Here is a 25,987-nt window from a genome sequence, read left to right as displayed (position 1 = left end):
TTCTCCACGTCGGGTCGAGCCGATCGCGATCCGCGGGCAACCGCGGCGACCGGCGCGTTCGACCCGCTGTCCGGAGGTCTCCGGCACCGGTCCGCGCGCCGACGTCGCGTCCTGTCCGCCGAACCCGCGCCCGAAGCGCCTTGCCGGCGCAGACGACGCGAGAAAGTGGCCGAGGGTGGCAGCGCAGGACAAGCAGGAGTACGGCGCGGAGTCGATCACCGTTCTCGAGGGGCTGGAGGCCGTCCGCAAGCGGCCCGGTATGTATATCGGGTCCACCGGCGAGCGCGGTCTGCACCACCTCGTCTGGGAGGTCGTGGACAACGCGGTCGACGAGGCGCTGGCCGGATACTGCGACACCATCGACGTGGTGCTGCTCGCCGACGGCGGGGTCCAGGTCACCGACAACGGCCGTGGCTTCCCGGTCGACCTGCACCCGAAGCTCAAGAAGCCGGGTGTCGAGGTCGCGCTGACCGTGCTGCACGCCGGCGGCAAGTTCGACGGCAAGGCGTACGCGGTCTCCGGTGGTCTGCACGGCGTCGGCGTGTCGGTGGTGAACGCCCTCTCCACCCGGATGGCCGTCGAGATCCACAAGTCCGGCTTCGTGTGGCGGCAGCAGTACAACAACTCCAAGCCCGGCCCACTGGACAAGGGCGAGCCCACCGACCGCACCGGCTCGACGGTCACCTTCTGGCCCGACGCCGACGTCTTCGAGACGGTCGACTTCGACTTCCAGACCATCTACCGGCGCCTCCAGGAGATGGCCTTCCTCAACCGTGCCCTCCGCATCCACCTGCTCGACGAGCGAGTGGCTGAGGAGGAGGACGGCCGGCAGCGTGAGGTGACCTTCTTCTACGAGGGCGGCATCGCCGACTTCGTACGGCACCTCAACGCCTCGAAGAGCCCGATCCACAAGACCGTGGTCGAGTTCGGTGCCGAAGAGGAGGGCATGTCGCTCGAGATCGCCATGCAGTGGAACGAGTCGTACGGCGAGTCGGTCTACACCTTCGCCAACACGATCAACACGCACGAGGGCGGCACCCACGAGGAGGGCTTCCGGTCCGCGCTGACCAGCGTGGTCAACCGGTACGGCGCCGACAAGAAACTGCTCAAGGGCGACGAGAAGCTCTCCGGCGAGGACATCCGGGAAGGGCTCGCGGCGATCATCTCGGTCAAGCTGGCCAACCCGCAGTTCGAGGGGCAGACCAAGACGAAGCTCGGCAACACCCCGGTGAAGAGCTTCGTGCAGCGGGTCTGCAACGACCGGCTGGTCGACTGGTTCGACCGCAACCCGGCCGAGGCCAAGATGATCATCACGAAGGCCTCCCAGGCGGCCCGCGCCCGGATCGCCGCGCAGCAGGCCCGCAAGCTCGCCCGGCGCAAGTCGCTGCTGGAGTCCGGCTCGATGCCGGGCAAGCTGGCCGACTGCCAGTCCACCGACCCGCGCGAGTCTGAGGTGTTCATCGTCGAGGGCGACTCGGCGGGTGGCTCGGCCAAGCAGGGCCGGGACCCGCGGACCCAGGCGATCCTGCCGATCCGCGGCAAGATCCTCAACGTGGAGAAGGCCCGGATCGACCGGGTGCTGAAGAACAACGAGGTCCAGGCGCTGATCACCGCGCTGGGCACCGGCATCCACGACGACTTCGACATCGAGAAGCTGCGGTACCACAAGACCGTGCTGATGGCCGATGCCGACGTCGACGGCCAGCACATCCAGACGCTGCTGCTCACGCTGCTCTTCCGTTTCATGCGCCCGCTGGTCGAGCTGGGGCACGTCTACCTGGCCGCCCCGCCGCTCTACAAGATCAAGTGGAACAAGAAGGGCGACGACGCCCAGTACGCGTACTCGGACCGCGAGCGGGACGGGCTGATCGCGCTGCGCCAGCAGAAGAAGCCCAACGCCAAGCCGGATGACATCCAGCGCTTCAAGGGCCTCGGCGAGATGAACTACCCCGAACTGTGGGAGACCACGATGAACCCGGCAACGCGTACCCTGCGTCAGGTCACGCTCGACGACGCGGCAACCGCCGACGAGTTGTTCAGCGTGCTGATGGGTGAGGACGTCGAGGCGCGCCGGTCGTTCATCCAGCGCAACGCCAAGGACGTCCGGTTCCTGGACATCTGACGGAGCACGGTGGGTCGGTCGGGCCACACCCGACCGACCCACCGATCCACAGAGTTATCCACAGCTTGGCCGGTATCCACAGCCGTTATCCACAGCACGAAAACGACTCTGAGTCTGATAAGGGTATACAGTGACCGATTCACCCGAGTCCACACCGAACGAGCCCGAGGTCCCCGAGGTCCTCGCCGCCGTGGTCGCGCACGACCGGATCGAGCCGGTCGGGCTCGAGGTGGAGATGCAGCGCTCCTACCTCGACTACGCGATGAGCGTCATCGTCGGTCGAGCGCTGCCGGACGTCCGGGACGGCCTCAAGCCGGTCCACCGCAAGATCCTCTACGCGATGTTCGACTCCGGCTACCGGCCGGACCGGGGCTACGTGAAGTGCTCCCGGGTGGTCGGCGACGTGATGGGTCAGTTCCACCCGCACGGCGACTCGGCGATCTACGACGCTCTGGTCCGGATGGCGCAGCCCTGGTCGCTGCGGTACCCGCTGGTGGACGGCAACGGCAACTTCGGCTCGCCGGGTAACGACCCGGCCGCCGCCATGCGGTACACCGAGTGCAAGCTCGACCCGCTGGCCATGGAGATGCTGCGGGACATCGACGAGGACACCGTCGACCTGCAGGACAACTACGACGGCCGGGCCAAGGAGCCCACCATCCTGCCGTCGCGGATCCCGAACCTGCTGGTGAACGGCTCCGAGGGCATCGCGGTCGGCATGGCCACCAAGATCCCGCCGCACAACCTGCGCGAGATCGGCGCGGCGGTGCAGTGGTGCCTGGAGAACCCGGAGGAGGACGAGGAGACCACCCTCGAAGCCCTGCTCGGCATCGTCAAGGGTCCGGACTTCCCGACCCACGGCCTGATCGTCGGCACCACCGCCATCCAGGACGCCTACCGCACCGGTCGCGGTTCGATCCGGATGCGCGCTGTCGTGGAGGTCGAAGAGGACAAGCGCGGCCGGCCCTGCCTGGTGGTCAGCGAGCTGCCCTACCAGGTCAACCCGGACAACCTGGCCGAGCGGATCGCCGAGCTGATCAAGGAAGGCAAGCTCGCCGGGATCGCCGACATCCGCGACGAGTCCTCCGGGCGTACCGGCATGCGGATCGTGCTGGTGCTCAAGCGCGACGCGGTCGCCAAGGTGGTGCTGAACAACCTCTACAAGCACACCCAGCTCCAGGAGACCTTCGGCGCCAACATGCTGGCGCTGGTCGACGGGGTGCCGCGCACGCTCAACCTGGCGCAGTTCATCCGCTACTACGTCGAGCACCAGATCGACGTGATCCGTCGGCGGACCGCGTTCCGGCTGCGCAAGGCCGAGGAGCGGGCGCACATCCTGCGTGGTCTGGGCAAGGCACTCGATGCGCTGGACGAGGTGATCGCCCTGATCCGTCGGTCGCCGACCGTGGACGACGCCCGGCAGGGCCTGATCCGGCTGCTGGAGATCGACGAGATCCAGGCGACCGCGATCCTGGACATGCAGCTGCGCCGGCTGGCCGCCCTGGAGCGGCAGCGGATCGTGGACGACCTGGCCAAGCTGGAGATCGAGATCGCCGACCTCAAGGACATCCTCGCCAAGCCGGAGCGGCAGCGGCGGATCGTCTCGGAGGAGCTGGGCGAGATCATCGCGAAGTGGGGCGACGAGCGGCGCACGAAGATCGTCCCGTTCGACGGCGAGGTCTCGATGGAGGACCTCATCGCCCGGGAGGACGTGGTCGTCACGATCACCCGGACCGGGTACGCCAAGCGCACCAAGGTCGATCTCTACCGCTCACAGCGGCGCGGCGGCAAGGGCGTCAGTGGCGCCACACTGCGACAGGACGACATCGTCAGCCACTTCTTCGTATGCTCAACCCACGATTGGATTCTGTTCTTCACGAACAAGGGCCGCGTATACCGGGCCAAGGCGTACGAGCTGCCGGAGGCCAGTAGGGTAGCCAAGGGCCAGCACGTGGCCAACCTGCTCGCGTTCCTGCCCGACGAGCAGATCGCGCAGATCATCGAAATCCCGAACTACCAGGTGGCCCCCTACCTGGTACTGGCCACGAAGAACGGCCTGGTGAAGAAGACGCGGCTCGAGGAGTTCGACTCCAACCGTTCCGGCGGCATCATCGCGATCAACCTGCGCGATGAGGACGAGCTGGTCGGTGCTGCGTTGGCTGCGCCGGACGACGACCTGCTGCTGGTCTCCAAGAAGGCGCAGGCGATCCGGTTCAGCGCCTCGGACGAGGCGCTGCGGCCGATGGGTCGGGCCACCTCGGGCGTGATCGGCATGCGTTTCACGGACGATGACGTCCTGCTGGCCATGGAGGTCGTTCGGGAGGGCCTGGACGTTCTGGTGGCCACCAACGGGGGATACGCGAAACGTACCCCGATCGAGGAATACCCGGTGCAGGGCCGGGGAGGTAAAGGCGTGCTGACTGCGAAGATCACCGAGCGGCGCGGTGGTCTCGTCGGCGCGGTCGTGATCGACCCGGACGACGAACTGTTCGCGATCACAAGCAACGGTGGTGTCATCCGGACTCCGGTGAAGCCTGTACGCCGTACGCGTGACCGGAACACAATGGGGGTCAAGCTGATGGACCTCCCGGACGGCGTGACTATCGTGGCGATTGCTCGCAATGCCGACGAGCCTGACGAACAGGACTAGTTGAATGACGGAGACACAGGCGAAGTCGGGGAACACGGGGACCTCGGCCAACCCGGTCGACGAGGAGGCCGCCAAGGGCGGCACACCAGCGACCGGCCGCGCTGCCGTGGGCCGGGCGACGGTCCCCGCCGACGCGCCTGCCCCGAAATTCACCCGGGCTCCCGGCATGACACCACCGCCGGACCAGCCCGGCGAGGACGGCGGGTCGGCCGACAAGTCCGAGGCCTCCGCTCCCGAGGCGCCGGCGTCCGCCGGCACACCCCCGGTGGCGGCCCCGGCCCCGGCCCGTCCGACGACCACCCAGCCGATCAACGTCCGGGCCGGTCAGGCGGCGTCGACCGGGAGCACGGGCACCCAGCCCCGGATCACCCCCGGCATGACCCAGCCGCAGCCGGACCCGGGGCGTACCGCCACTGCCGGCCGCCCGGCCAGCGGCGGTGGCCTGCCACCGGGCATCGGCAACGCGTCCGCCGTCGGGGCGGCCCGGGTCGGTGACGCGGTACGCGCCGCGCGTACCTCGGTCAGCTCGGCCGCGTCCCGCGGACCGCGCCGGGCCCGGCTGAACCTGAAGCGGATCGACCCGTGGTCCGTGATGAAGTTCGCGTTCGCCGTCTCGGTGGTGCTCTTCATCGTCGTGGTGGTCGCCACGTCGGTGCTCTACCTGGCGCTGGACGCGATGGGCGTGTTCCAGAGCGTCAACGACAGCCTGAGTGACCTGGTCAACGCCGGCGGTGGACAGAGCACCGACGGTTTCCAGATCACCGCCAAGGGCGTGATCCTCAGCTCGGCGCTGATCGGCCTGGTCAACGTGGTGCTGTTCACCGCGCTGGCCACGCTGGGAGCGTTCGTCTACAACGTCTGCGCCGACCTGGTCGGCGGGATCGAGTTGACCCTCGCCGAGCGGGACTGAGCGATCGGAGCGCCGGGGCGCCGCGAATAGCGGTCGCTCCGGCGCTCCGCACTCGGGTAGGTTCTGGAGGCGTCGACGACCCGGCTCGCAGGCCGGACCCCGATTTGGGGCCGGCCGAGCGGATGGGTTAATCTTGCTCGTCGCAACGCGGGGCTATAGCTCAGTCGGTTAGAGCGCAGAGCTGATAACTCTGAGGTCGATGGTTCGATTCCATCTAGCCCCACCGCATGTCGTCCGACGGTAGTCGAGCTTGAGGGGTTGCCCCATGTTCAAGAAGCTGCTGATTCTGGCTGGCGTCGTCGGCGTGGCCGCCGTCGTGTTCAACAAGGTCAAGGCGTCCAACGACGAGCGTGCCCTGTGGCACGAGGCGACCACCGCGCCCGACCTGCGCTGAGGTCAGGCCCGGCGCCGAGCGATCGGCGACGCCGCCCGCTCACGGGGCCCTAGCTCAACTGGCAGAGCACTGCCTTTGCAAGGCAGGGGTTAGGGGTTCGAGTCCCCTGGGCTCCACCACACAATTTGGCCTGGTCACGGGCTGTTTTCTCCCTCGATCGGCTTCCCGCCAAATTGAGGATCTTCTACGGTAGTCAGCGGATCGTCAGCAGACCCGCCGAAGACCCTGCGCACCGACTCGTGGAAATCCGCCGGAGTATGCGTGTAGCGGTTGAGCGTCGTTGACGCCTGCTCGTGGCCCATCACCGCCTGGACCACGTTGACAGGGACTCCGGCGGACACCAACCACGTCGCGTAGCAATGCCGCAGATCATGGAAGCGCAGTCCACCAGCCGCCTTGGTCGCCAAGCAGTCGACCGCTTCCCGTTCGGTCGTGAACTCCGCTGACCATTCCACGCCGTCGCGGTCGGGCCAGGTTGCGCGGAACTTGAACGGCCCGGATTCGGCGAGCTGGCCCAGGAGTCCAGCTCGGACAAGAGACGGACGCCAGACCTGACGCCGGAAGTTACTACGCAACATCAAGGCGGCCCTTGACGGGCCGCACGCGCCGTCGCCTGGGCGCGCGCCGGCCGCGCCGCTGTCGCTCTGCGGCCGTCACGCCTGACGCCCGGCGGCTGGCCCGGAAAGCGGGAAGCCCGGTGGGCCGCCGCAGAACGACAGATCGTTGACGAGTGAGGGGTGGGCCGGCAGCCGGCCGGGCCGCGCGGCCACGTGCCCGCGCGGCGTAAGCGAGCGCACGCCGGCCGCGTCGGCGAGCTGGCGGCGGCCGCAGGGTTGCGGCTAGTGCGCCTCCGGCGGGGGCGCTCCGGCTCCAGGATGGCCGGGGCTCCGCCGGCGGGTCGCGGTCCGTGGGTGGTTGCGGTAGGCCATCCCGCTTGCCATCGACCCGGGCAAGCCGAGCAGACCACCGCCCGACCCGCCAGCGTCCGTACGGGCGTCAAGGTCCGCTTGACGTGGCGGGCCGGGCGGCGGCCGGCTCCCCAGGAGGGCGGGTCGAGGGCAGACGGGACGGCAGGTTCCCTCCGGGCTGCTGCTGCTGCTGCTGCCGGCGGCGATCGGATCGCCTTGTGTCCGTTAGAAGCCATGCAGATGGGGTAACCGCCACCGGCTCCCGAGCGTGTCGGGATAGAAGGAAAGGGCGACAATGACCAGAATCGGCATCATCATCGGCAGCACCCGTCCCGGTCGTAACGGGGAGGCGGTGGCCCGCTGGGTGCACGACATCGCCACTAAGCGTGGCGACGCCGAGTACGAACTCGTCGACCTCAAGGACTTCAACCTGCCACACCTCGACGAGATGACACCCCCGTCGATGGGCCAGTACACCCAGCCACACACCCTGCGATGGGCCGAAAAGATCGCCTCCTTCGACGGGTACGTCTTCGTGACACCGGAGTACAACCACTCCACATCCGGGGCGCTGAAGAACGCGATCGACTTCATCTACGCCGAGTGGAACAACAAGGCCGCCGGGTTCGTCAGCTACGGCAGCGTCGGCGGCACCCGTGCAGTGGAGCACCTGCGCCTGGTGGTGGCCGAGTTGCAGATGGCGGACGTACGGGCACAGGTGGCACTCTCGCTCTTCACCGACTTCGAGAACTTCAGCGTCTTCAAGCCCGGCCCTCATCAGGTGGATGCGGTGAACACGATGCTCGACCAGTTGGCGGCCTGGAGCGGTGCGTTGGCAACCCTGCGGGCTGGCACGACGATGGCGACGGCCCAGTCCGGTACGTAGCCGAGCGTGGCGCTGCCGACGGCCGGATCCTCGGTCGTGGCGGCCTTGCGGCGGTCCGTGCCGTCGCCGAACCGGTGAGCTGAACCGGATGCCACAACCCCGCACGATTGGCTGTCATCGTCCGAGTGTCTCCCACCGCATCGCATGGCGTGCTCATAGCCGCGCACAGCGAGCCCGCTGGTCACCTGGATGGCCCACTGATCTAGGAATCGGCATGCCTCTGCGCCCGTCGAGCAGCGCGTTCGAACCATGCCGTGTGTGGGTCGCGGACCGGTAGCCGATGCCGTCCGTCAGCAATAAGTCAGCGAGACGCGCGACAACAGTCGACAACGGCTGGTACAGGACAGCAACGTCCTAGACTCCAGCGCCAGTCGCCGACATTGATCGGCAAGCGTCCACGGCACCGAGCCGCCTTTGCAAGGCAGGGGTTAGGGGTTCGAGTCCCCTGGGCTCCACCAGCACTTTCCTTGGTTGATCTCGTTCCCGAGTACAGCCAAGCGGTCACGCCGTCCGCTCCTGGCCGAGGACCCGATCTATGGCCGAGGCAGCCTGACGAGCCCTCGCCGGCAGAACATGGCCGTAGGTGTCGGCCGTCATGAAGCTCTCCGCGCCCACCGCAAGGGGCCCAGCGGCAGGTCGGCGGAGCGTGAGCGCACGGATCTGCCGATGACAGCGCGCCGTCCATCCATGGCCGTCGGGGCTCCCCCGGGCCGTGGCCCGCAATTCCCTGCAGCAGGGGAAAGGCCATGGCATTATCGTTCGCCATGTGGGCCGACGACCCGAGGATGACCTTGCCGTTCCGCTGGAACTTGGTGACACCGGATCGACTGGGTTCGCTCTTGGACGGGGATTGCCGCCCCGATTTGTGGTTTGCGGCAGAGTTGGCGGATTGCTCGGCCAGGGTGTTAGCCCGTTCCGGTGGCGGCGCGTTGCACTTCGTCGGACGCTCGATGGATTCGATGTACGACCTGCTTACTGGAGTGCTGGCCGAGGACCCGAGGTTGATACGGTTGCCATTCAGCAGGTCTTCAGAGGGTTGGGTGCCGTGTGATGAGTGGCGCGACGAGGCTCGCGTCATCCTGACTCGATGTGGCGTGACGCCGTTCCGCCTGGCCCGCACCGGCGATCCTGTCTCGTTCGTCGACATTGTGTCCACCGGCAGGACGTTCGAGAGCCTGTATTCGCTGCTCCGCGACTGGGTCGAGGAGCAGCGGGAGCCGTGGGACGTCGTGCGCCGAAAGATTCGTTTCATCGGGGTCGTCGCCCGTGGTAAGACGAGTCCGAAGACGCGACGTTGGCAGCAGCACGCAGGCTGGACCGCGGACTTGCCGTCCGGCGCGGTCAGCAACGTATCGATGGATCCGTCGGTATATTCCTATCTGGCGGAGCGGCAGGAGAAGCTGACAGCGAGCTTCGGTCCGAGCCTTCGCGAGGAGGTCGGAATCCGACGCGACAGCCGCGTTCGATATGCCTTGGCGGAGGCCGTCGCCTTGGTGGCCCACGGCCGACGCCCCGAAACCCTGGCGACGTTGATCCGGAACCTGTCGACTCAAAAGCCATACCCGAAAAAGTGGCTCGCCACGCTCAATCATGCGTGACGCTGCTTCGTCGTAGGTGCCGCTTCGCTCAGCGGCCGTTCGCGCTCAGCACACCGTGCACGCTCATGCCGCGATCCGCGCGCTATGCAGCGTCACGCCGAGGTGCCCGGTTGCCGTCCGGACGTGCCGATGACAATGCACTCGAGACGGCCGACGAAAGCGCTTCGGGGCAGTCAAATCGGGGCTGAGGTCGGTAGGGTGCCGTCGATGGTGTACCGGCCATCCCCGGATGTAGTCCTCGGCGTGACCCAAGTGACATCTACCGATTCGAAGGAAGCCCGGCATGAGCAGCCCACGCGAAACTTTCCTCCGACTGGTGAACGGTGTCTGCGACGGTCCGTACGAAGACTTGGCCGACCTATACGCCGAACAAACCCATGTCACGCATCCGTTCCACCCGCTCAACCCGCCGCCGCTGCGTAGCCGCAGCGAACTGCACGAGCACTTCACCGCGCCGCCTCCGGTCGCCCGGACGCTGAACCGTAAGCCGGTCGACGTGACGATTCATGAAACCGCGGACCCAGAGGTGATTGTCGCCGAGTTTGCCTATCAGGGGCGGGTCGCCGAGACAGGTGAGGCATTCACGGTGCCATGCGTCTTCGTGATGCGTATCCGCAATGGGCTCATCATTGAGTCCCGAGACTACATTGACCACGTCGCCAGCGCACGGGCTTGGGGTCAACTCGACAGCCTTTTGACCGCACTCCGTCCTCAAGAAAGCACCACCATCGAGGGCACAGCCCGACCCTGATTCACGCCCGACGCCCTGCGCACTCATCTGCCGCGATCCGCGCGGACGTCGCTGACCAGTTGGCGGACGACGTCGCAGACCACAGCGGCCAGGACGCGGTCGGCCAGGGTGGCCGCCAGGTCAGGACGTTCTCGAGCGAGTTCCAGGCGTTCATGCCCATCGACCTGACACGGACCAGAAAGCGAGGTGCCGATGAGTGAGCCGGCCGATCTGGACGCCCTGCGACGGCTAATGTCGCCGCCGGCGGACGGTGGTACGAGGGTCGACTGGGACGCTCTCGCCGCGTCCTGGGGCAGGCCGTTCCCGCCTGACTACCAGCGCTTCATGGAGGTCTACGGCGCTGGTGCGGTGCAGAACTACCTGTCGATCAACAAACCGGAAGCCAAGGTCCCGCTGTCCGAGGCGCAGCGGGACGGGATGGTGATCGAGACGGCGAACGCCGAGGCTGACTGGGAGACCGAGGACAAGGCGCCCGAACTGGAAGGCACCTCTCCGGTGTTGATCAACTGGGGTGTCGACGCCACCGCCGACATGTTGTGCTGGGATGCCTCGGACGGCGATCCAGCCAAGTGGCCGGTCGTGGTCTACAAGCGGAACGGCTCGCTGTGGAGCCGCTACGACTGCGGCATGGTGGAGTTTCTCGTCCGGGTGCTGCGGGCTGACTTTCCCGAGTGCCCCCTCGGCGGCCTGTTCCTATGGGGCGTCAGTGAGGCGGCCTTCGAGAGGAGGGGCGGCTGACCGCGACCCTGCTCCCGCACGGGAGGGTCTGCCGAAAACCTGATCTTGCGGTCAACCTGAGCTTTTGCGGCTATCGGGTGGGTGGAAGGAACTCGTCTCCCGTCCGTGGCGGTGTGCGAACCGTAGGACGGAGTCCGCCCATGGTGTTTTCAGGTGGGCCGCCGACGTGTCGTAGCGATCTCGGCGTGGTGGTCGACCGCCCAGTCGGCCAGCGCGGAGAGCGGCTCCAGAAGGCTGACGCCGAGCGGCGTCAGCCGGTATTCGACGCTCGGCGGCACCGTCGGAAACACTTCACGTTCGACCAGGCCGTCACTCTCCAACGTGCGCAGCGTCCGGGTGAGCATGCGCGGGCTGATGCCCTCCACCGCCCGATGCAACTCGTTGAACCTGTACGGACGCCGGCCGAGCAGGGTGATCAGCAGCAGCGTCCACTTGTCGCTCACCCGCCGCAGCACGTCGGTGACCGGACAGCGCTCGTACTCGCCGATCGGAACGGGATTCGGCAACCGGTGGTTGTCCAGCGAGGCACGCACACCGGTGTCCCTTGTGGTCATGAAAGTGCCTTCTTTCGCTCCACTGGCCGTCTGCCCAGGATGAGCACGTCAGTGAAGAACGGTAACGGGGGGGCGACATGGGCGTTGTGGTGGTCAGTGGGGGCACGAACGGAATGGGACGTGCGTTGGCCCGCGGGCGGGCCGAACGCGGCGACCGCGTCCTGGTGCTCGGGCGCAACCGCGAACGCGGCGAGGCGCTCGCCGGCAGCGCTATCGACTTCCTTCCCGTCGACCTCTCCAGCATGGCCGAGACTCGGCAGGTCATCGAGCACATCCTCACCGAGTACCAGGTCGTGGACGCGCTGGCGCTGTTCGCCAATGCTCAAGCGCCGCGTCGCATCGTGACCGGCGAAGGCCTGGAGCGCACGTTCGCGCTCTACTACCTCAGTCGCTATCTGCTCAGCTTCGGCCTACGTCCGGCCCTGGACCGAGCTGCCGCACCGGTGATCGTGAACGTCGCTGGCGTCGGGGTCACCAAGGGCGGCGTGCGTTGGACCGATCCGCAACTGGCCTCGGGCTACTCCATGATCACCGCACAGTTGCAGGCCGGTCGAGCCAACGACCTGCTCGGCGTGGGCTTCGCCCAGCGGTCCGGCAGCCGTGCCCGATACGTGCTCTACCATCCCGGTTTCACCAAAAGCGGCGACCGTAGCCCGCTTCCGCTCGTACTCCGTGGGCTGCTGGCGGCGGCGTCGGTGGCGGCCCAACCCATCGCGGACGCCATAGCGCCGATCCATCGGTTCCTGGACACGCCACCAGCCGCGCCGCTGACCGCCGTTGACCGGGACAAGCGACTCCCGCTCAGTTTCCCCACCCTCGACGCCGGGAACGCCGAGCGGTTGATGGACCTCACAGAAACGCTGCTCACCTGAAGCTCACCTCTCCCGTCCGCACGTCTCCGGCCCCGCGGCTCCCGACGAGGAGATCCGATTAGGACTGACGGCGCCCAAAGATGATCCCGCCGAGCGAGCTTTCTACCGAGGTGAGAGTCATCTGTGCCTCGACCGTGAATCCGCCTTCGCGCAGCCATGCCGCCACTTGGTCGGGCTGGCGACGGTGGACGTGAACCTTCATCGGGTGCCCGCCGTAGCCCTGCGTCTTGAGCCGTGATTCGTCGCCGACGTGGAAGCTGAGCAGCAGCGGGCTACCGGGACGCAACACTCGCCGGAAGTGCGCGAAGACCGAGCCGACCTGGCTGTCGGGGATGTGGATCAGCGAGTACCAGGCGATCAAGCCGGCGACCGAACCGTCATCCAGATCGAGGTCGGTCATGGAGCCCACCTCGAACCGTAGACCTGGATGATCACGCCGAGCCACATCGATCATTCCTGGCGATAGGTCAATGCCGAACGCCTCAACGCCGAGCTCATGCAGGTGGGCGGTGATGCGCCCTGGTCCACAGCCCACGTCCGCGACGGGCCCGCCACCGGCGGCGTGAACGAGGTCGGCGAACAAAGCCAGAGTCGCTCGTTCGTAGGGCGTTTCAGCCAGGAGGTTGCGCAGCAGGTCTGCATAACTGGCAGCGACTGTGTCGTAGGAGATGCGAGTGTCTGCTAACCAGCCGTCATCGTTCATGACGGCGACGCTAGATCAGGGACCAGACGGGCGATCCACGGGCCGGTAGCCGTGACGCGTAACGCGCTGGTCATCATCCTTGAATGGATGAACAGCCAGCCCCCGTCACCCTGCACCTGTACTGCCGGGTCGATGTGATCGTCACCGACCCCGCAGCCGTGATCGGTCACGCGGTCGCCGAGCTGCGCGCGGCCGACATCGACTGGTCCACCGAGGAGGATGACCTCGACACCGCGGTCGGCGAGTTGCAGACCGACCTCGCCGGCTCTCTGGCGAGCGTGGTGGACATCGGTCGGCTCGGCGACGGCGTCCCCGGCGTGGAGTTCCGGGGCGGCCTCTGCTGGGCGGAGCACGGCCCGCCCCGCGACGCTTTCCACGAGCGTGGGGATGGGGGTGATGTCTCCCGTCAAGCGTGATGACTCTGAGGTGTCAATATGACTCTGGGGTTTCGCGCTTCCGAGTGTGGATGTGTCGCCGTAGCCTGGACCGTCCGCCGGCGGCCAGGAGGGCGGTGCGACGGTCAGGCGGGCGGGGCGCCCGTGGACCTGCCCTCCCCGCCGTCGTCCGCCGCCGGCCGCGCCGCGGTGTCGGGCCGGGCCTGCGGCAGGTGCTCCACCAGCTTGGTGAGTGCGCCGTTGGCGAAGGTGGCGCCGAGCGCTGATCCGGCCCCGATGGTCCAACCGACCGGCCCGATCGGCGTGCAACCGAAGAACTGGCTCAACCCCGGTGTCTGCACTACCACGACCAGCGCCCCCAGCGACGCCGCCGTGGACGCCAGCACCGCCGGGCTGGTGCCGCCAGCCAGGACCGTCTGGCCGAGCTGGGTGCCGACCAGGGAGACCAGCGCGACCGTGCCCGCCCGCCGACGGCGGCCGGTGTACCGGGCCAGCGTCCAGCCGGCGGTGGCGCCCAGCGTGGTGGCAGCCGCGCGCAGCCCGATCTCCTTGGTGAGGGTCTCGCCGAGCGACGCGTCCGGGCCTTCCCGGAGCAGGCTTTCGGTGCGGTCCGAGGCGGGCGGGCGGATCGCGATGGCCAGCGCCGGAGCCAGGTCGGTGAGCAGATTGACCAGGAGTAGCTGCCGTCCGGTGAGCGCGGAGCGGCCGGTCGCCGCGGCGGTGAGCACGCTGAATGCGATCTCGCCGAGGTTGCCGCCAACCAGGATGCTGAGCGCGTGCCGCACCGACGACCACATCGCCCGACCCTCGACCAGGGTGGCGATGATGGTCTCCAGCCGGTCGTCGGTGACCACCAGGTCGGCGGCGGCCCGCGCGGCCGGGGTGCCTCGTTGACCGAGGGCGATGCCCACGTCGGCCAGCCGGATCGCCGGGGCGTCGTTGGCGCCGTCGCCGGTCATTGCCACGGTCCGCCCGCACTTCTGCAACGCCTGGATGATCCGAACCTTGTGCGTCGGGGTGCAACGGGCCACCACGTCCGTGCGGACCAACCGCTCGGCGAGTGCCTCGTCGTCCAACTGGTCGAGCTCACCGGCCGTGACCACCCGCTGCTCGTCGTGCTCGCTGATGGTGGCGGCGATCGCCTCGGCGGTCGCCGGGTGATCCCCGGTGATCATGATGGTGTGCACGCCGGCCTGCCGGATCCGGCGTACCGCCGGGGCGGCGCTCTCCCGGACCCCGTCCGCGAGGGCCAGGAAACCCACGAAGGTCAGCCCTCGGACGTCCCCGTCGGTCACCTTCGGGTCGTCCACCTGGCACTCGGCGACGGCCAGGATCCGGTGCCCCGCCCCGGCCCGGTCGGCGAGCACCCGGTGCAGCTCCGCGCGGCCGGCGTCGTCCAGCGGCTCCTGGCGGCCGTCGGTGCGCCGGGCCGAACAGCGCGGCAGCACCGACTCCGGGGCGCCCTTCACGCTCAACAGCAGGTGACCGTCGGTCTCCCCGACGCTCGCGTGGTACCCGCGGGACGGCTCGAACGGCAGCCCGCCGGCAGCCTGCCAGCCATGGGCACCGGTCTGCTCCACCACCCCCGCCGCCGCGGCACCCTTCCGGACCGCGCGGTCGGTATGCAGCGCCAGCTCCTCCGGGTTGGCTGCGGCAGGGGTGGCCCGCAACGCCGCGGCCAGCGTCATCCGGAGCCGATCGTCGAGCCGGTCCACCGGGGCGTACCGGTCGGCCACGCCGTCGCCGACCCCGGCGAGCAGCAACTGGCCCTCGGTGAGGGTGCCGGTCTTGTCGAAGCAGAGCACATCCACCCGACCGAGCGCCTCGATGGTGCGCGGGTTGCGGACCAACGCGCCGTGCTCGGCCAGCCGCCGGGCGGCGGCCAGCTGTGCCGCGCTGACCAGGAACGGCAACCCCTCCGGCACCGACGCAACGGCGAGGTTCGCGGCGGTCGCCGCCGTCTCGACCAGGGGTACGCCCCGGAGCAGACCCGCGCCGGCCACCGCCACCGCCGAACCGGCGGCCAACGGGATGGCAAGGCTGGTCAACGAACCAAGTCGGGCCTCCACCCCACTGCTCGGAGGCGCCTGCCGGACCAGCGCCAGGCTGCGCCCGGCCTCGGTGTCAGAGCCGGTGGCCACCACCACGGCCGTGCCGTGCCCGGCGGCGACGGTGGTGCCCTCGTACAACATCGAGCGCCGGTCGGCGACGGCGGCGGCGACCACCGGTCGGTCGGTCTTGGCGACCGGCAGCGACTCGCCGGTCAGCGATGACTCGTCCGCCTCCAGCCCCACCGATTCCAGCACCCGACAGTCGGCGGGCACCGAGTCACCCGGCTCGACGGCGATGACGTCCCCGAGGACCAGGTCCTCGGCGGCGACCACCCGCTCAGCGCCGTCCCGGCGGACCCGGGCGGTCACCGCCGAACGGGACAGCAGCTCCGCCAGCGACCGTTCGGTGTTGCGCTCGTGCACCGCCCCGATCATGGCGGACCCGCCGACCACGCCGCCCACCAGCGCGGCGTCGACCAGCGAGCCGAACGACGCGGAGAGCACCGCCCCGGCGGCCAGCACCGGGGTGAGTGGGTTGGCCAGCTCGTCGACGAAGGCGCGCAGCAGGCCACCTTTTCCGGGTGCCTCGCCGCCGCTCGCGCCGTGCCCGTCGCGGCGACGCTGCGCCTCCGCGTTGTCCAGGCCGTCCGGCCCGGTGCTGAGCCGGTCGAACACGGCGCCGACCGGCATCAGGTGCCAGGCGGTCGCCACCGGTGCCGGAGTGTCCGACTGGTCGGGCAGCCGCCGGGCCCGCCACACGCCGTGTGCGAAGGCCAGCCCGGCCGCGCCGTTCACCGCGACCAGCGTTCGGACGGGCAACTGGGTTGGTGCGGCGGTGAACGCGCCCAGCGCACCGAGACCGGTGCCGGCCAGGCCCAGCCGGATGTTCTGCCCGGTCATTCGCCGGGCCACTCCGGTCGCCTCGACCATCAGAGCAGCCACCCGCAAATCCGCGCCGACCAGCAGGTGCGCTCCCCATGGAGGCAGCTCCTCCGGTCTGAACATCCCGAGGCCGCAGTCGGACGCACCGAGCGCCGGTCGGTCTGAGGACACCAGCATCACCACGGCACCGTCGCGCTGCAACGCGCGTACCGACTCAGTCAGCTGGTCCCCGCCGGGCAGCATCGCGTCGGCGAAGCCGTACCGCTGCTCGTCACCGCCGGCCACGACCAGCCGCAGGCCGGCGTGGCGGGCGGCGGCCGGCAGGCCGTTGACGCCCGGCGCGGGCTCCGGCTCGACGCGCAACAACGCGACGAGCCGGTCGTCGTGGACCAGACCGAGTAGTCGGCCACCTGCGGCTCGCAACCGTTCCCGGTCCGGGATGCCACCCGGGTCGCCGGCGGGCAACTGGTCCAGCGGTCCGAGCCGCCAGCCGTCCACCGCCCGCGAGCCGGCCGGATCAGCCGGGTCGAACAGCGCGAACGCCCGCTCCGCCACCTGGTCGACATCCGCTCCGGGCACCGGGGCGAGGTCGGCCAGCACGCCCCGGTCCGAGCCGAGCACCGCGGCGTCCAGCACCAGCGTGTCGATCCGGTCCAGTTCCCGCAGCACGCTGCGGTCCATGGCGATAACCCCGCGTCTGGCCAGGATCTGGCCGAGTTGGGCGGCGTACCCCTCGCGCCCGCTGCCTGGGGCCTTGGGCAACGCGGACAGGCCCAGCGCGGCGGCCCGCTTGTGCCCGGCGAACGGCACCGCCGCCGCAGCGGCTGCCGCGCCGGCGGCCAGCGACCGGTTGATGTACCGCTCGACCGGGCCGTCCGGCTTCGGCCGGGGGCGGTCGTTCCCCAGCCAGCGCGCGGTGGCGCGCTCCGGCTCACCGGTCAGCTGTGGCTCGGCCCGCTCCCACGCGGAGAGCTGGGCCCGCGCCTCGCCCCACTGCACGATCCGTTGGGCGCCGTCCACGACTATCCCCGCCCAGCCGCCCGCCAGACCCTGCACCACCGCTTCGGCGAGCGGAAAGAGAATGTCGGCGCGAGGGTCGGCGCGCAGCCCTCGGCTGGCGAACGCGTGCAGCTTCGGTTGCAGGTCCACCGCGCCGAGCAGCCCGACAACCTCTCCGGGCACCGGCGCGAACGGCAGGATCCGGGTGGCCGCCGAGATGGTCAGGCCCAGCGCGTCCGAGGCGAGCCCTCCGAGGGTGCGTGGCGTCCGGGGCCCGTCCTCCGGTGGGTGTGGCGGCGGGATCTCCGGGTCAGGCTCGTGGTCGCAGGTCTGCTCGACCCGGGCGATAGTGGCGATCAGGTCGCGCAGCTTCGGCTCGGGATCCTGCACAGCGACCACCACCCGGCCGGACGGGGCGTTCACCCGGGCCCAGGCCACCCCGGGCACCTGCTCCAGCGCGCCCTCCACCTGCCGGGCCAGCTGGTCGCCGCCGTCCTGGCAGACGCCGTGCACCTCGATGTGGTGGCGACCAGGTCGGGACCAGATCCGACGCCGAGTCAGCCCGGCCGTCCGGGCCAGCCGGGTCGCAGCCGAGCCCACGGTCCGGGACGCCTCGCTGACCAGGTGCGGCACGCCGATGGACGGCAGGAGGCGGCCGACCGCGCGACCCGCCGCCGTCATCGAGGCGTACGGCTGGACGGACGCCGGCCCGACTCCCCGCTGATACAGGTCCTGCCCTTGGCCATCTCGTCCTCCCACCGCCTCGCGTCCGGCGGCCTGGCTTCCCGACCTGGCATCCGTTATGCCCTCGGAGCAGGGGAACTTTCCGTCGTCGCCGTCGGATGGACGGGGGTGGGCGGTGGGATCCCCGACGAGAGCCGCGTCACCCCTGATTGACATGAATCCGGGTTGAGGTCGCAGGCTCGGTCCATGCTGAGCCCATCCGCCACCGTCGTATCGGCCCCTCCGGGGTTGCTCGCACCCCGACTGCGGGCGATGACGGTGGGCAGCGTCGCGCTGATCTCGCTGCTCGCGTTCGAGGCGCTGGCGGTCGGCACGGCGATGCCGACCGTCGCTCGCAGCCTGGACGGGCTGGCGCTGTACGGGATCGCGTTCGGCGGCTCGTTCGCCGCGGGCGTGCTGGCCATGGTGATCTCTGGAATCTGGTGCGACGCGCGAGGACCCCGGGCGGCGATGTGGCACGGCGTCGCCTGGTTCGTGGTCGGGCTGCTGATCGCCGGGACCGCCCCGGTGATGGAGGCGCTGGTCGTCGGCCGCGTGGTGCAGGGGTTCGGCTCCGGGCTGCTCTCGGTGGCGCTCTACGTGATCGTCGGGCACGCGTACCCGGAGGAACTGCACCGGCGGATCTTCGCCGCGTTCGCGGCGGCGTGGGTCGTCCCGTCGTTGGTCGGGCCGGCGCTGGCCGGCCTGATCGTGGAGCACCTGGGCTGGCGGTGGGTCTTCCTGGCGGTGCCGGCGGTGGCGGTGCCGGCGGTGCTGCTGGTCCACCCCGGCCTGCGCTCACTCGAACGGAGTGCGCCAACCCGGCCGCCGGCCGGTGCCGTGGCCCGGATCGGCTGGGCGTGCGGGGCGGGGGCGAGCGCCGCACTGCTGCACATCGGGGGACAGCAGCGCGGCGCGGCCGCCCTGGCACTGATCGCACTCGCCGTGACCGGCCTGCTGGTCTGCGCCCCGCGCCTGCTGCCGGCCGGGTTCCTCCGGGCGGCCCGAGGGCTGCCCACCGTGATCGGGCTGCGGGGTCTGGCCTCGGCGGCGTTCGTCGGCGCCGAGGTCGTCATCCCGTTGATGCTCTCCCGGGAGCGAGGTCTGTCGCCGACCGCAGCCGGGCTGGTCCTCACCGTCGGCGCACTGGCCTGGTCGGTGGGCTCCTGGGTACAGGGCCGGATCCCGTTGCCGGCCTCCCGCGCCAGCCTGCCCCGAGCCGGGTTGAGCTGCATCACGGTCGGTACCGCCACGGTGGCGCTGGCCGTCTGGCCCGAACTGCCGGTGGCCGTCGCCGTGCTGGGCTGGGCGGTCGCCGGCCTCGGCATGGGGCTGCTCTACCCGTCGTTGTCGGTGCTCACCCTGGAGCTGTCCGCCCCCGGCGAGCAGGGCCGCAACAGCTCCTCGCTGCAACTGGGCGACTCACTCTTCGCGGCGACCGTACTGGCGCTCACCGGGGCGGTGCTGGCGGCCGGTAGCGCGCCGGGCCCGGCCAGCTATGCGGCGACGCTGGTGGTCGCCGCCGGCCTGGCGCTGCTCGGTGCGCTGCTGGCCGGCCGGGTGGTGGTGGGCGGGAGCACGCGGCTGGGCGGGTGATCCGCAGGTTCGGCGGCGCCTGGCCCCGGTCGGCCGGGAGGATGGCGGGCGATGAGTTTCCTTGCCGTCCTGCCACTGGCCGTGGTGATGGTCGCCGGGACCCAGTTGGTCGTAGCGGTCTTTCTCGCCTCGTCCGACCGGCCCCGCGCGGCGTCGCTGGGCTTCCTCGCCGGTGCCGGGCTGGTGGTCGCCGTCGGGGTGACCGTGAGCTGGTTGCTCACCCGGTTGGTGGGCGGCGTGGCCACCGACGCCAGCGCCGTCGCCGGCCGGGTCGAACACGGCCCGGCCATCGACCTGGTGGTGCTCGCCCTGCTGCTCATCCTGGCCATGGTGGTCTGGCTGCGTCGGCACCGGTCCGGGCCGCCGCGGTGGCTGGGGAGGATCGGGCACGCCAACCCGGGCCAGGCGCTGCGGCTGGGCGCGCTGCTCTTCGTGGTGACGCCCACCGACGACCTGACCATGGCCGCCGTCGGGGCGAGCGTGGCCCGGCACAACCTGCCGTGGTGGCATCTACTGCCGTTCGTACTGCTCACGGTGACCTTGCTGGCGCTGCCGCTACTGGCGTTGCTGGTGCTCGGGCATCGCGCCGCGCGGGTGCTGGCCCGGACGCGTGAGTGGGCCGAGGGGCACGCCTGGGTGGTCAACGAGGCGCTGATCGGGTTCTTCGCGCTGCTGACCGTGCTGGACCTGGCTCGCTCGGGGTGAGCCGCCGCACAACCGGTCACGGGTCTGCCCGGGGTGCCGTCATCACCGGGTGGGCCCACGGGCGGCGCGGACCGGGCGTCGGACGGATCGGTGGGCCGGCGTATGCCGTGGTTCGCGGCGGGACGGGAGGACGGGATGAGGGTTCTGGTCACCGGGGCGGGCGGCCACCTGGGCCACGCGGTGCTGGCCCGGCTGCGCGACGACGGGGTCAACGTCCGGGCCACCAGCAGGCGGCCGCGTACCGGCTCCGGGGTGGAATGGGTGGTGACCGACCTGGCCACCGGGGACGGGCTGACCGAGGCGGTCACCGGGATGGATGCAGTGCTGCACCTGGCCTCCTCTCCCCGGGGCCGGCAGACCTACCAGGTGGACGTGCTCGGCACCCGCCGGCTGGTCGTCGCGGCCGGCGCGGCGGGCGTCCAGCACCTGGTCTACACCTCGATCGTCGGAGTGGACCGGGTGCCGATCCCGTACTACCGGCACAAACTCGCCGCCGAGCAGGTGATCGCGGCCGGCCAGGTGCCCTGGTCGGTGCTGCGGGCCACCCAGTTCCCGCAGTTCCTGGACGACATGCTGACCGCCAGCGCGCGGCTGGGGCCGGTGATCGGGGACCGGGGGGTGCTCGCCCAGCCGGTCGACCCGGCCGAGGTGGCGGCCCGGCTGGCGGCCCGGCTGGTCGCCGGCCCGCTGGGCTCGATCGAGGAGTACGGCGGGCCGCAGGTGCTCCGCTTCGACGAGGCGGTCCACGCCTGGCGGCAGGCCCGGGGTGCACGCCGACCGTTGCTGCCGGTGCGAATCCCCGGCCGCCTCGGCCGCGAGCTGCGCGCGGGTGGCCTGGTCACCGAGGCGTTGCCCCGGGGCGTTCGCACCTGGGCCGACCACCTCGCTGACACGTACGGGGGACCCCGGCAGAGATGAGACGAAACCGGGTTCACATTCGCCTTACGGTGACGCCATGTTCGCTGTCGTTATCACCGTCATTCTCTACGTCGCCGGTTTCGTCTTCCTCTACGGCGTGATCCGGCTGGGCGTCCGGCACGCGCTCGAGGACCTGGAGTTGCAGCGGGCCAAGGCCCTGCGGGCCGAGGAACTGGCCGCTTCCCGTGACCGCACCTTCCTGCGCGAGAACGCGTTCCTCGCCGGTAGCTGAGCCGCCGGTCGGTTCGGCACGGACGGGTGGTCCGCGTGCCGGCTCGGGAGTCGCCAAGCGGTTCGGGCGTGGCGGGTGCGAGGATCGCACCCGTGATGGGAACGCTGAAGACCGAACCGGCCCGTGCCCGCCTCGACCTGCTCGCCCCGCCGGTGGCGACGGCCATCTCCGAGTGGCCGGCCGACGCGCCGGTGGACGTCGACGACGTGCTGGTCGCGCCGATCGACGCCGACCTCGCCGACACCGCCGCCTTCTGCGCCGCGTACGAGGTGGGGCTGGACGTGTCGGCAAACTGCGTCGTGGTGGCCGGCAAGCGCGAGGGTGTTGTCCGCTACGCGGCCTGCATCGTCCTGGCCACCACCCGGGCCGACGTGAACGGGGTGGCCCGCCGGGCACTGGATGTTCGCAAGGCGAGCTTCGCCCCGATGGACGACGCGGTCGAGTTGACCGGCATGGAGTACGGCGGGATAACCCCGATCGGGCTGCCGGCGCAGTGGCCGATCCTCGTTGACGCGCGGGTGATCGCCACACCACACGTGATCATCGGTTCCGGCGTACGGCACAGCAAGATCGCGCTGCCCGGGCCGGCGCTGGGTGCGCTGCCCGGAGCGCAGGTGGTGGAGGGCCTGGCCAGGCCGGCCTGACCAGGCATCGGCATCGATGCTGTTACACGTGAAACATCACGTCGGTCGATACCGAGGGGCCGTCGTTGGTGACGGCCTGATCAGTGCGAGTGCGCCGCCGATTCGCGCTGCTCGACCTCGGCGAGCGCAGCGAGCAGCGTCTGCGTCTCCTGGGCACCGCTGACCGCGTACTTTCCGGCCAGCACGAAGGTCGGCACGCTGGTGATGCCCAGGTCCCGGGCGGCGGCCAACGCGGCGGTGACGTCTGCGGTCCGCTGGTCGGAGTCGAGGAACCGGCGCACGTCGGCGACGTCCAGGCCGATTCCGCCGGCCACCGTGGCCAGCGCGTCCCGGGAGCCGACGTCGACGCCCTGGGTGAAGTACGCCTGGTAGAGCGCCTCGACCATCTCGGCCGCCAGGCCGTGGTCGGTGGCGTAGGAGACCAGCCGGTGCGCCTCGAAGGTGTTCGCGGTCACCGCACGGTCGAAGTCCAGCCGCAGCCCGTCACCCGCCGCGACCTCGGTCACGTGGGCGAACATCTGCCGCGCCCGCTCCGCACCGCCGAACCTGGCGGCCATGGCCTCCAGCAGCGGACGGGGCTCGGACACCGCCGACGGGTCGAGCTGGAACGGCCGGTAGCGGACGGTCACCTCGCCGTCGTAGCTGGCGAGGGCCTCCTCCAGCCGGCGCTTGCCGATGTAGCACCACGGGCAGACGACGTCCGCGTAGATCTCGATCTCCATGATCGGTGCCAACTCCCAGCTCAGCCGAGTTGTTCCCGGACCTGCCGCTTGAGCCGGCCCAGGATCGCGGTGCCACCGCGTATCCGCAGCGGGCTGATCGCCTGTGCCAGCCCCATCCGCTGGTAGAGGTCGTCCGGCACGGCCAGCACCTCCTCGGCGCTCGCGCCGGCCAGCCCTTCGGCCAGGATCCCGGCGAACGCCCGGGTGGTCGGCGCCTCCGGCGGGCAGTCGAACAGCGTCTCGACGGTCTTTTCCGGCGTCACCCGGGCACGCAGGAAGAACGCCGTCTGGCACTCCGGCACCTGCTCCATGCCCTCGCGCTCGACGGCGTCGACCGGGAGCGGCGGGATGACGTCGGCGTACTCGAGCAGCATCTCCAGCACCAGGTCGCGCGGCGCGGCGGCGAATTCGTCGACGATCTCGGCCAGTCGGGCCGGCATGTCAGCCATGTGTCGAGGCTACCGCCGTTGGTAAGGGCCCCTTCCCGCTACCCGAGGCGATCAGAAGGGACCCTTGTTTGCGGTTCAGACGGTGGGAGACTGCTCGCTGATCTCGCTGAGGGCGCTGGTGGGGTCGAGCTGCATGGCCAGGTCGCCGAGCGAGACGATCCCGACCAGCTTGCGGTCGGTGTCGCAGACCAGCACTCGCCGGATGCCCCGATCGCGCATCAGCGTCGCCGCCTCGCCGGCCGTGCAGTGCTGCTCGATCATGACCACCTCGCGGGTGACGATCGAGCCGATGGTGGTGGCAGTCGGCGAGCGGTTCTCGGCCACCGCCCGGACCACGATGTCCCGGTCGGTGAGCATGCCGGCGAGGCTGGCGCCGTCGGTGACCACCACGTCGCCGATGTCCGCCTCCTTCATCACCCTGGCCGCCTCGTCCAGGGTGGTCTCCGCCGACAGGTACACGACCTGCTTGGTCATCACGTCGCTGACCCGGTAACTGGTCATGAGAGCCTCCGAAGACGTTTTCACCGATCGAACTGCGGTACCCCGTGACGCGGTCGCTACACCAGGTTCCCACGTTCGCGGCGTACCTCGTGGACCAGTCGTTCCACCAGACCGTCCACGTGCATCTCGGTGCGCCCGTCGCCGGACCGCTCGCGCAACTCGACGTACCCGTCGGCCAGTCGGCGGCCGACCACGACGGCGCGCGGGATGCCGATCAGCTCGGCGTCGGTGAACTTGACCCCGGCCGAGACGTGCGTCCGGTCGTCGACCAGCACCCGCAGGCCGGCGGCGTCGAGCCGCCCGCCGAGCTCCAGCGCCGCGTCGAGTTGCGGTCCCTTGCCCGCCACGATCAGGTGTACGTCGCACGGCGCGACCGCCGCCGGCCAGACCAGCCCCCGGTCGTCGTGGTGCTGCTCGGCGATCGCCGCGACCGCCCGGGAAACCCCGATGCCGTAGCAGCCCATGGTCGGCCGGACCGGCTTGCCCGCCGGGCCGAGCACGTCGACCGCGAACGCGTCGGTGAACCGGCGGCCGAGCTGGAAGATGTGCCCGATCTCGATGCCCCGCCGGACGGTCAGCTCGCCGCGGTCGCAGTCGGGGCAGGGGTCGCCGGCCCGTACGTCGGCCGCCTCGATCGTGCCGTCGGGCGTGAAGTCCCGTCCGCAGACCACGTCCGTCGCGTGCCGGCCGGGCTCGTTCGCCCCGGTCAACCAGGCAGAGCCGGGCACCACCCGCGGATCGACCAGGTAGCGGATGCCCAGCTTGTCGAGCAACTGCGGCCCGATGTACCCGCGAACCAGCTCCGGATGCTCGGCCCACTCCTCGAAGACGGCCACCTGGGCCGGGTGCAGCGCGGCACCGACCCGCTTCAGGTCGACCTCCCGGTCACCCGGCAGCCCCACCACCAGCGGCTCGGCCCGCTCCGCGCCCGGCTGGCGCACGCTCAGCACGACGTTCTTCAGGGTGTCGGCGGCGGTCCAGCCGTCCCGGCCGCCCAGTCGGCGGGCGTTGGCCAGCTCCACCAGGCTGGCGATCGTCGGGGTCTCGGGGGTGTCGTGCACCTCGACGGCCGGCTGCGCGGCCGGATCGCCGGCGGCCGGCGCCCGGGTGATGACCGCCTCGGTGTTCGCCGCGTAGTCGCAGGCGGTGCAGCCGACGAAGGTGTCCTCGCCGACCGGCGTCGCGGCCAGGAACTCCTCCGACGCCGAGCCGCCCATCGCCCCGGACATCGCGTGCACCACCGTGTAGTCCAGCCCCAGCCGGTCGAAGATCCGCCGGTACGCCGCCCGGTGCCGTCCGTACGCGTCCCGCAGCCCGTCCTCGTCCAGGTCGAAGGAGTACGCGTCCTTCATCAGGAACTCCCGGCCGCGCAGCAGACCGGCCCGCGGCCGCGCCTCGTCCCGGAACTTCGTCTGCACCTGGAACAGCGTCACCGGGAAATCCCGGTACGAGGTGAACAGGTCCTTGACCAGCAGCGCCGCCATCTCCTCGTGGGTGGGCGCCAACAGGTGCTCGGCGCCGCGCCGGTCGGCGAGGGTGAAGATGTCGTCGCCGTACTCCGCCCACCGGCCACTGGTCCGGTACGGCTCCGCCGGCAGCAGCGCCGGGAAGTGCACCTCCTGGTCGCCGATCGCGATCAGCTCGCCGCGTACCACCTCGGTGATCCGGTCCAGCACCAGCTTGCCCAGCGGCAGCCACGTGTACCCGCCCGGTGCGGCGCGACGGATGTAGCCGGCGCGCAGCAGCAACCGGTGGCTCGGCACCTCCGCGTCGGCCGGGTCCTCGCGCAGGGTTCGCAGCAGCAGGGTCGACATGCGTAGCAGCATTCGCGCAGCCTAGAGCCGTCGCGCCGGGTCGGCGATCCAATTCGGTCCCGTGTGCGGCACGACTGTCGGGTCGGCGAGCGGCCGGAGCCGGCGAGCCTCCGGGACATGCAGATCATCAACGCGCTCGACTGACCGCCGGGTTGCGCGGGGTGGCCCGTACCACGGGGACGGGCCACCCCGTGTGTGACCAATGACCTCCGCCACGTCGTCCAAATCGGGGCACCGCCCGCCGCGCCCCCGGTGACAGACTGGTCGCCG

23 protein-coding genes and 2 tRNA genes are annotated in these 25,987 nt (G+C 70.2%); 17 read left to right on the top strand and 8 right to left on the bottom strand.

The window, feature by feature from the left end; translation table 11 throughout:
* The first annotated feature begins 175 nt into the window (after positions 1 to 175).
* The 6 genes from gyrB to ACFY29_RS15025 all read left to right on the top strand — a co-directional run bounded on the left by gyrB (position 176) and on the right by ACFY29_RS15025 (position 6,195).
* A complete protein-coding gene (gene gyrB, locus ACFY29_RS15050; protein ID WP_328422033.1) occupies positions 176 to 2,122 on the top strand; it encodes a DNA topoisomerase (ATP-hydrolyzing) subunit B in 1,947 nt (648 codons plus the stop codon).
* A gap of 130 nt (positions 2,123 to 2,252) precedes the next feature.
* Positions 2,253 to 4,772: a DNA gyrase subunit A gene (gene gyrA, locus ACFY29_RS15045; RefSeq protein WP_386986196.1), complete on the top strand. Its 2,520-nt coding sequence runs from the start codon at positions 2,253 to 2,255 to the stop codon at positions 4,770 to 4,772.
* 4 nt (positions 4,773 to 4,776) lie between these two features.
* Positions 4,777 to 5,682 carry a DUF3566 domain-containing protein gene (locus ACFY29_RS15040; protein WP_328422037.1) on the top strand — a complete coding sequence of 302 codons (906 nt, stop codon included), beginning with the start codon at positions 4,777 to 4,779 and terminating at the stop codon, positions 5,680 to 5,682.
* A gap of 149 nt (positions 5,683 to 5,831) precedes the next feature.
* Positions 5,832 to 5,905 (top strand) — tRNA-Ile (locus ACFY29_RS15035).
* Positions 5,906 to 5,947: 42 nt separating this feature from the next.
* Positions 5,948 to 6,076, top strand: coding sequence for a DLW-39 family protein (locus ACFY29_RS15030; RefSeq protein WP_208869723.1), 129 nt, complete (start codon positions 5,948 to 5,950; stop codon positions 6,074 to 6,076).
* A gap of 43 nt (positions 6,077 to 6,119) precedes the next feature.
* A tRNA-Ala gene (locus ACFY29_RS15025) sits at positions 6,120 to 6,195 on the top strand.
* 15 nt (positions 6,196 to 6,210) lie between these two features.
* Here the strand turns inward: ACFY29_RS15025 and ACFY29_RS15020 are convergent.
* On the bottom strand, positions 6,211 to 6,654 hold the full coding sequence (locus ACFY29_RS15020; RefSeq protein WP_386986192.1) for a tyrosine-type recombinase/integrase: 444 nt from the start codon (positions 6,652 to 6,654) through the stop codon (positions 6,211 to 6,213).
* 625 nt (positions 6,655 to 7,279) lie between these two features.
* Here ACFY29_RS15020 and ACFY29_RS15015 point away from each other — a divergent pair.
* From ACFY29_RS15015 to ACFY29_RS15000, 4 genes are all read left to right on the top strand, one after another.
* Positions 7,280 to 7,870 carry an NAD(P)H-dependent oxidoreductase gene (locus tag ACFY29_RS15015; RefSeq protein WP_355615231.1) on the top strand — a complete coding sequence of 197 codons (591 nt, stop codon included), beginning with the start codon at positions 7,280 to 7,282 and terminating at the stop codon, positions 7,868 to 7,870.
* 746 nt (positions 7,871 to 8,616) lie between these two features.
* Positions 8,617 to 9,468, top strand: coding sequence for a hypothetical protein (locus tag ACFY29_RS15010; protein WP_386986188.1), 852 nt, complete (start codon positions 8,617 to 8,619; stop codon positions 9,466 to 9,468).
* A gap of 283 nt (positions 9,469 to 9,751) precedes the next feature.
* Positions 9,752 to 10,219, top strand: coding sequence for a nuclear transport factor 2 family protein (locus ACFY29_RS15005; protein ID WP_386986185.1), 468 nt, complete (start codon positions 9,752 to 9,754; stop codon positions 10,217 to 10,219).
* A gap of 192 nt (positions 10,220 to 10,411) precedes the next feature.
* Positions 10,412 to 10,957 (top strand): hypothetical protein, encoded by a 546-nt coding sequence (locus ACFY29_RS15000; RefSeq protein WP_386986182.1) that lies wholly within the window; start codon positions 10,412 to 10,414, stop codon positions 10,955 to 10,957.
* 149 nt (positions 10,958 to 11,106) lie between these two features.
* On the opposite strand, the gene ACFY29_RS14995 is transcribed toward ACFY29_RS15000, so the two are convergent.
* A complete protein-coding gene (locus ACFY29_RS14995) occupies positions 11,107 to 11,511 on the bottom strand; it encodes a winged helix-turn-helix transcriptional regulator (protein ID WP_386986180.1) in 405 nt (134 codons plus the stop codon).
* 77 nt (positions 11,512 to 11,588) lie between these two features.
* Between ACFY29_RS14995 and ACFY29_RS14990 the strand changes: the two genes are divergently transcribed.
* The gene (locus ACFY29_RS14990; protein ID WP_386986178.1) at positions 11,589 to 12,383 is read left to right on the top strand and encodes an SDR family NAD(P)-dependent oxidoreductase; all 795 of its coding nucleotides are present in this window, start codon (positions 11,589 to 11,591) and stop codon (positions 12,381 to 12,383) included.
* Positions 12,384 to 12,441: 58 nt separating this feature from the next.
* Here ACFY29_RS14990 and ACFY29_RS14985 read toward each other — a convergent pair whose 3' ends face one another.
* Complete coding sequence (locus tag ACFY29_RS14985) at positions 12,442 to 13,086, bottom strand: class I SAM-dependent DNA methyltransferase (protein ID WP_386986176.1); 645 nt, start codon at positions 13,084 to 13,086, stop codon at positions 12,442 to 12,444.
* Between the two features lie 83 nt (positions 13,087 to 13,169).
* Here ACFY29_RS14985 and ACFY29_RS14980 point away from each other — a divergent pair, with 83 nt between their 5' ends.
* Positions 13,170 to 13,502 (top strand): hypothetical protein, encoded by a 333-nt coding sequence (locus tag ACFY29_RS14980; protein ID WP_386986173.1) that lies wholly within the window; start codon positions 13,170 to 13,172, stop codon positions 13,500 to 13,502.
* A 104-nt stretch (positions 13,503 to 13,606) separates the two neighbouring features.
* On the opposite strand, the gene ACFY29_RS14975 is transcribed toward ACFY29_RS14980, so the two are convergent.
* Positions 13,607 to 18,094 (bottom strand): HAD-IC family P-type ATPase, encoded by a 4,488-nt coding sequence (locus tag ACFY29_RS14975; protein WP_386986170.1) that lies wholly within the window; start codon positions 18,092 to 18,094, stop codon positions 13,607 to 13,609.
* Between the two features lie 249 nt (positions 18,095 to 18,343).
* Here ACFY29_RS14975 and ACFY29_RS14970 point away from each other — a divergent pair, with 249 nt between their 5' ends.
* The 5 genes from ACFY29_RS14970 (at position 18,344) to ACFY29_RS14950 (ending at position 22,231) form a co-directional block, all read left to right on the top strand.
* Positions 18,344 to 19,732 (top strand): MFS transporter, encoded by a 1,389-nt coding sequence (locus ACFY29_RS14970; protein WP_386986167.1) that lies wholly within the window; start codon positions 18,344 to 18,346, stop codon positions 19,730 to 19,732.
* A gap of 51 nt (positions 19,733 to 19,783) precedes the next feature.
* Entirely contained in the window at positions 19,784 to 20,437 is a 654-nt protein-coding gene (locus ACFY29_RS14965; RefSeq protein WP_386986164.1) for a GAP family protein, read from the top strand.
* Positions 20,438 to 20,572: 135 nt separating this feature from the next.
* A complete protein-coding gene (locus tag ACFY29_RS14960) occupies positions 20,573 to 21,355 on the top strand; it encodes an SDR family oxidoreductase (protein WP_386986161.1) in 783 nt (260 codons plus the stop codon).
* Positions 21,356 to 21,392: 37 nt separating this feature from the next.
* Positions 21,393 to 21,587, top strand: coding sequence for a hypothetical protein (locus tag ACFY29_RS14955; protein ID WP_328422068.1), 195 nt, complete (start codon positions 21,393 to 21,395; stop codon positions 21,585 to 21,587).
* 95 nt (positions 21,588 to 21,682) lie between these two features.
* On the top strand, positions 21,683 to 22,231 hold the full coding sequence (locus ACFY29_RS14950) for a YbaK/EbsC family protein (RefSeq protein WP_328426197.1): 549 nt from the start codon (positions 21,683 to 21,685) through the stop codon (positions 22,229 to 22,231).
* A gap of 80 nt (positions 22,232 to 22,311) precedes the next feature.
* Here the strand turns inward: ACFY29_RS14950 and ACFY29_RS14945 are convergent, their stop codons facing one another.
* From ACFY29_RS14945 to ACFY29_RS14930, 4 genes are all read right to left on the bottom strand, one after another.
* Positions 22,312 to 22,953, bottom strand: a complete 642-nt coding sequence (locus ACFY29_RS14945; RefSeq protein WP_328422070.1) for a DsbA family oxidoreductase — start codon at positions 22,951 to 22,953, stop codon at positions 22,312 to 22,314.
* A 20-nt stretch (positions 22,954 to 22,973) separates the two neighbouring features.
* On the bottom strand, positions 22,974 to 23,402 hold the full coding sequence (locus ACFY29_RS14940; RefSeq protein ID WP_355601099.1) for a SufE family protein: 429 nt from the start codon (positions 23,400 to 23,402) through the stop codon (positions 22,974 to 22,976).
* Positions 23,403 to 23,477: 75 nt separating this feature from the next.
* Entirely contained in the window at positions 23,478 to 23,903 is a 426-nt protein-coding gene (locus ACFY29_RS14935) for a CBS domain-containing protein (protein WP_328422074.1), read from the bottom strand.
* A gap of 56 nt (positions 23,904 to 23,959) precedes the next feature.
* Complete coding sequence (locus ACFY29_RS14930) at positions 23,960 to 25,729, bottom strand: proline--tRNA ligase (protein WP_386986155.1); 1,770 nt, start codon at positions 25,727 to 25,729, stop codon at positions 23,960 to 23,962.
* Between the last annotated feature and the right edge of the window lie 258 nt (positions 25,730 to 25,987).

The sequence above is a fragment of the Micromonospora sp. NPDC000668 genome (genome assembly GCF_042897975.1).
GTDB lineage: Bacteria > Actinomycetota > Actinomycetes > Mycobacteriales > Micromonosporaceae > Micromonospora.
This window is presented reverse-complemented; position numbering and strand designations above follow the sequence as displayed.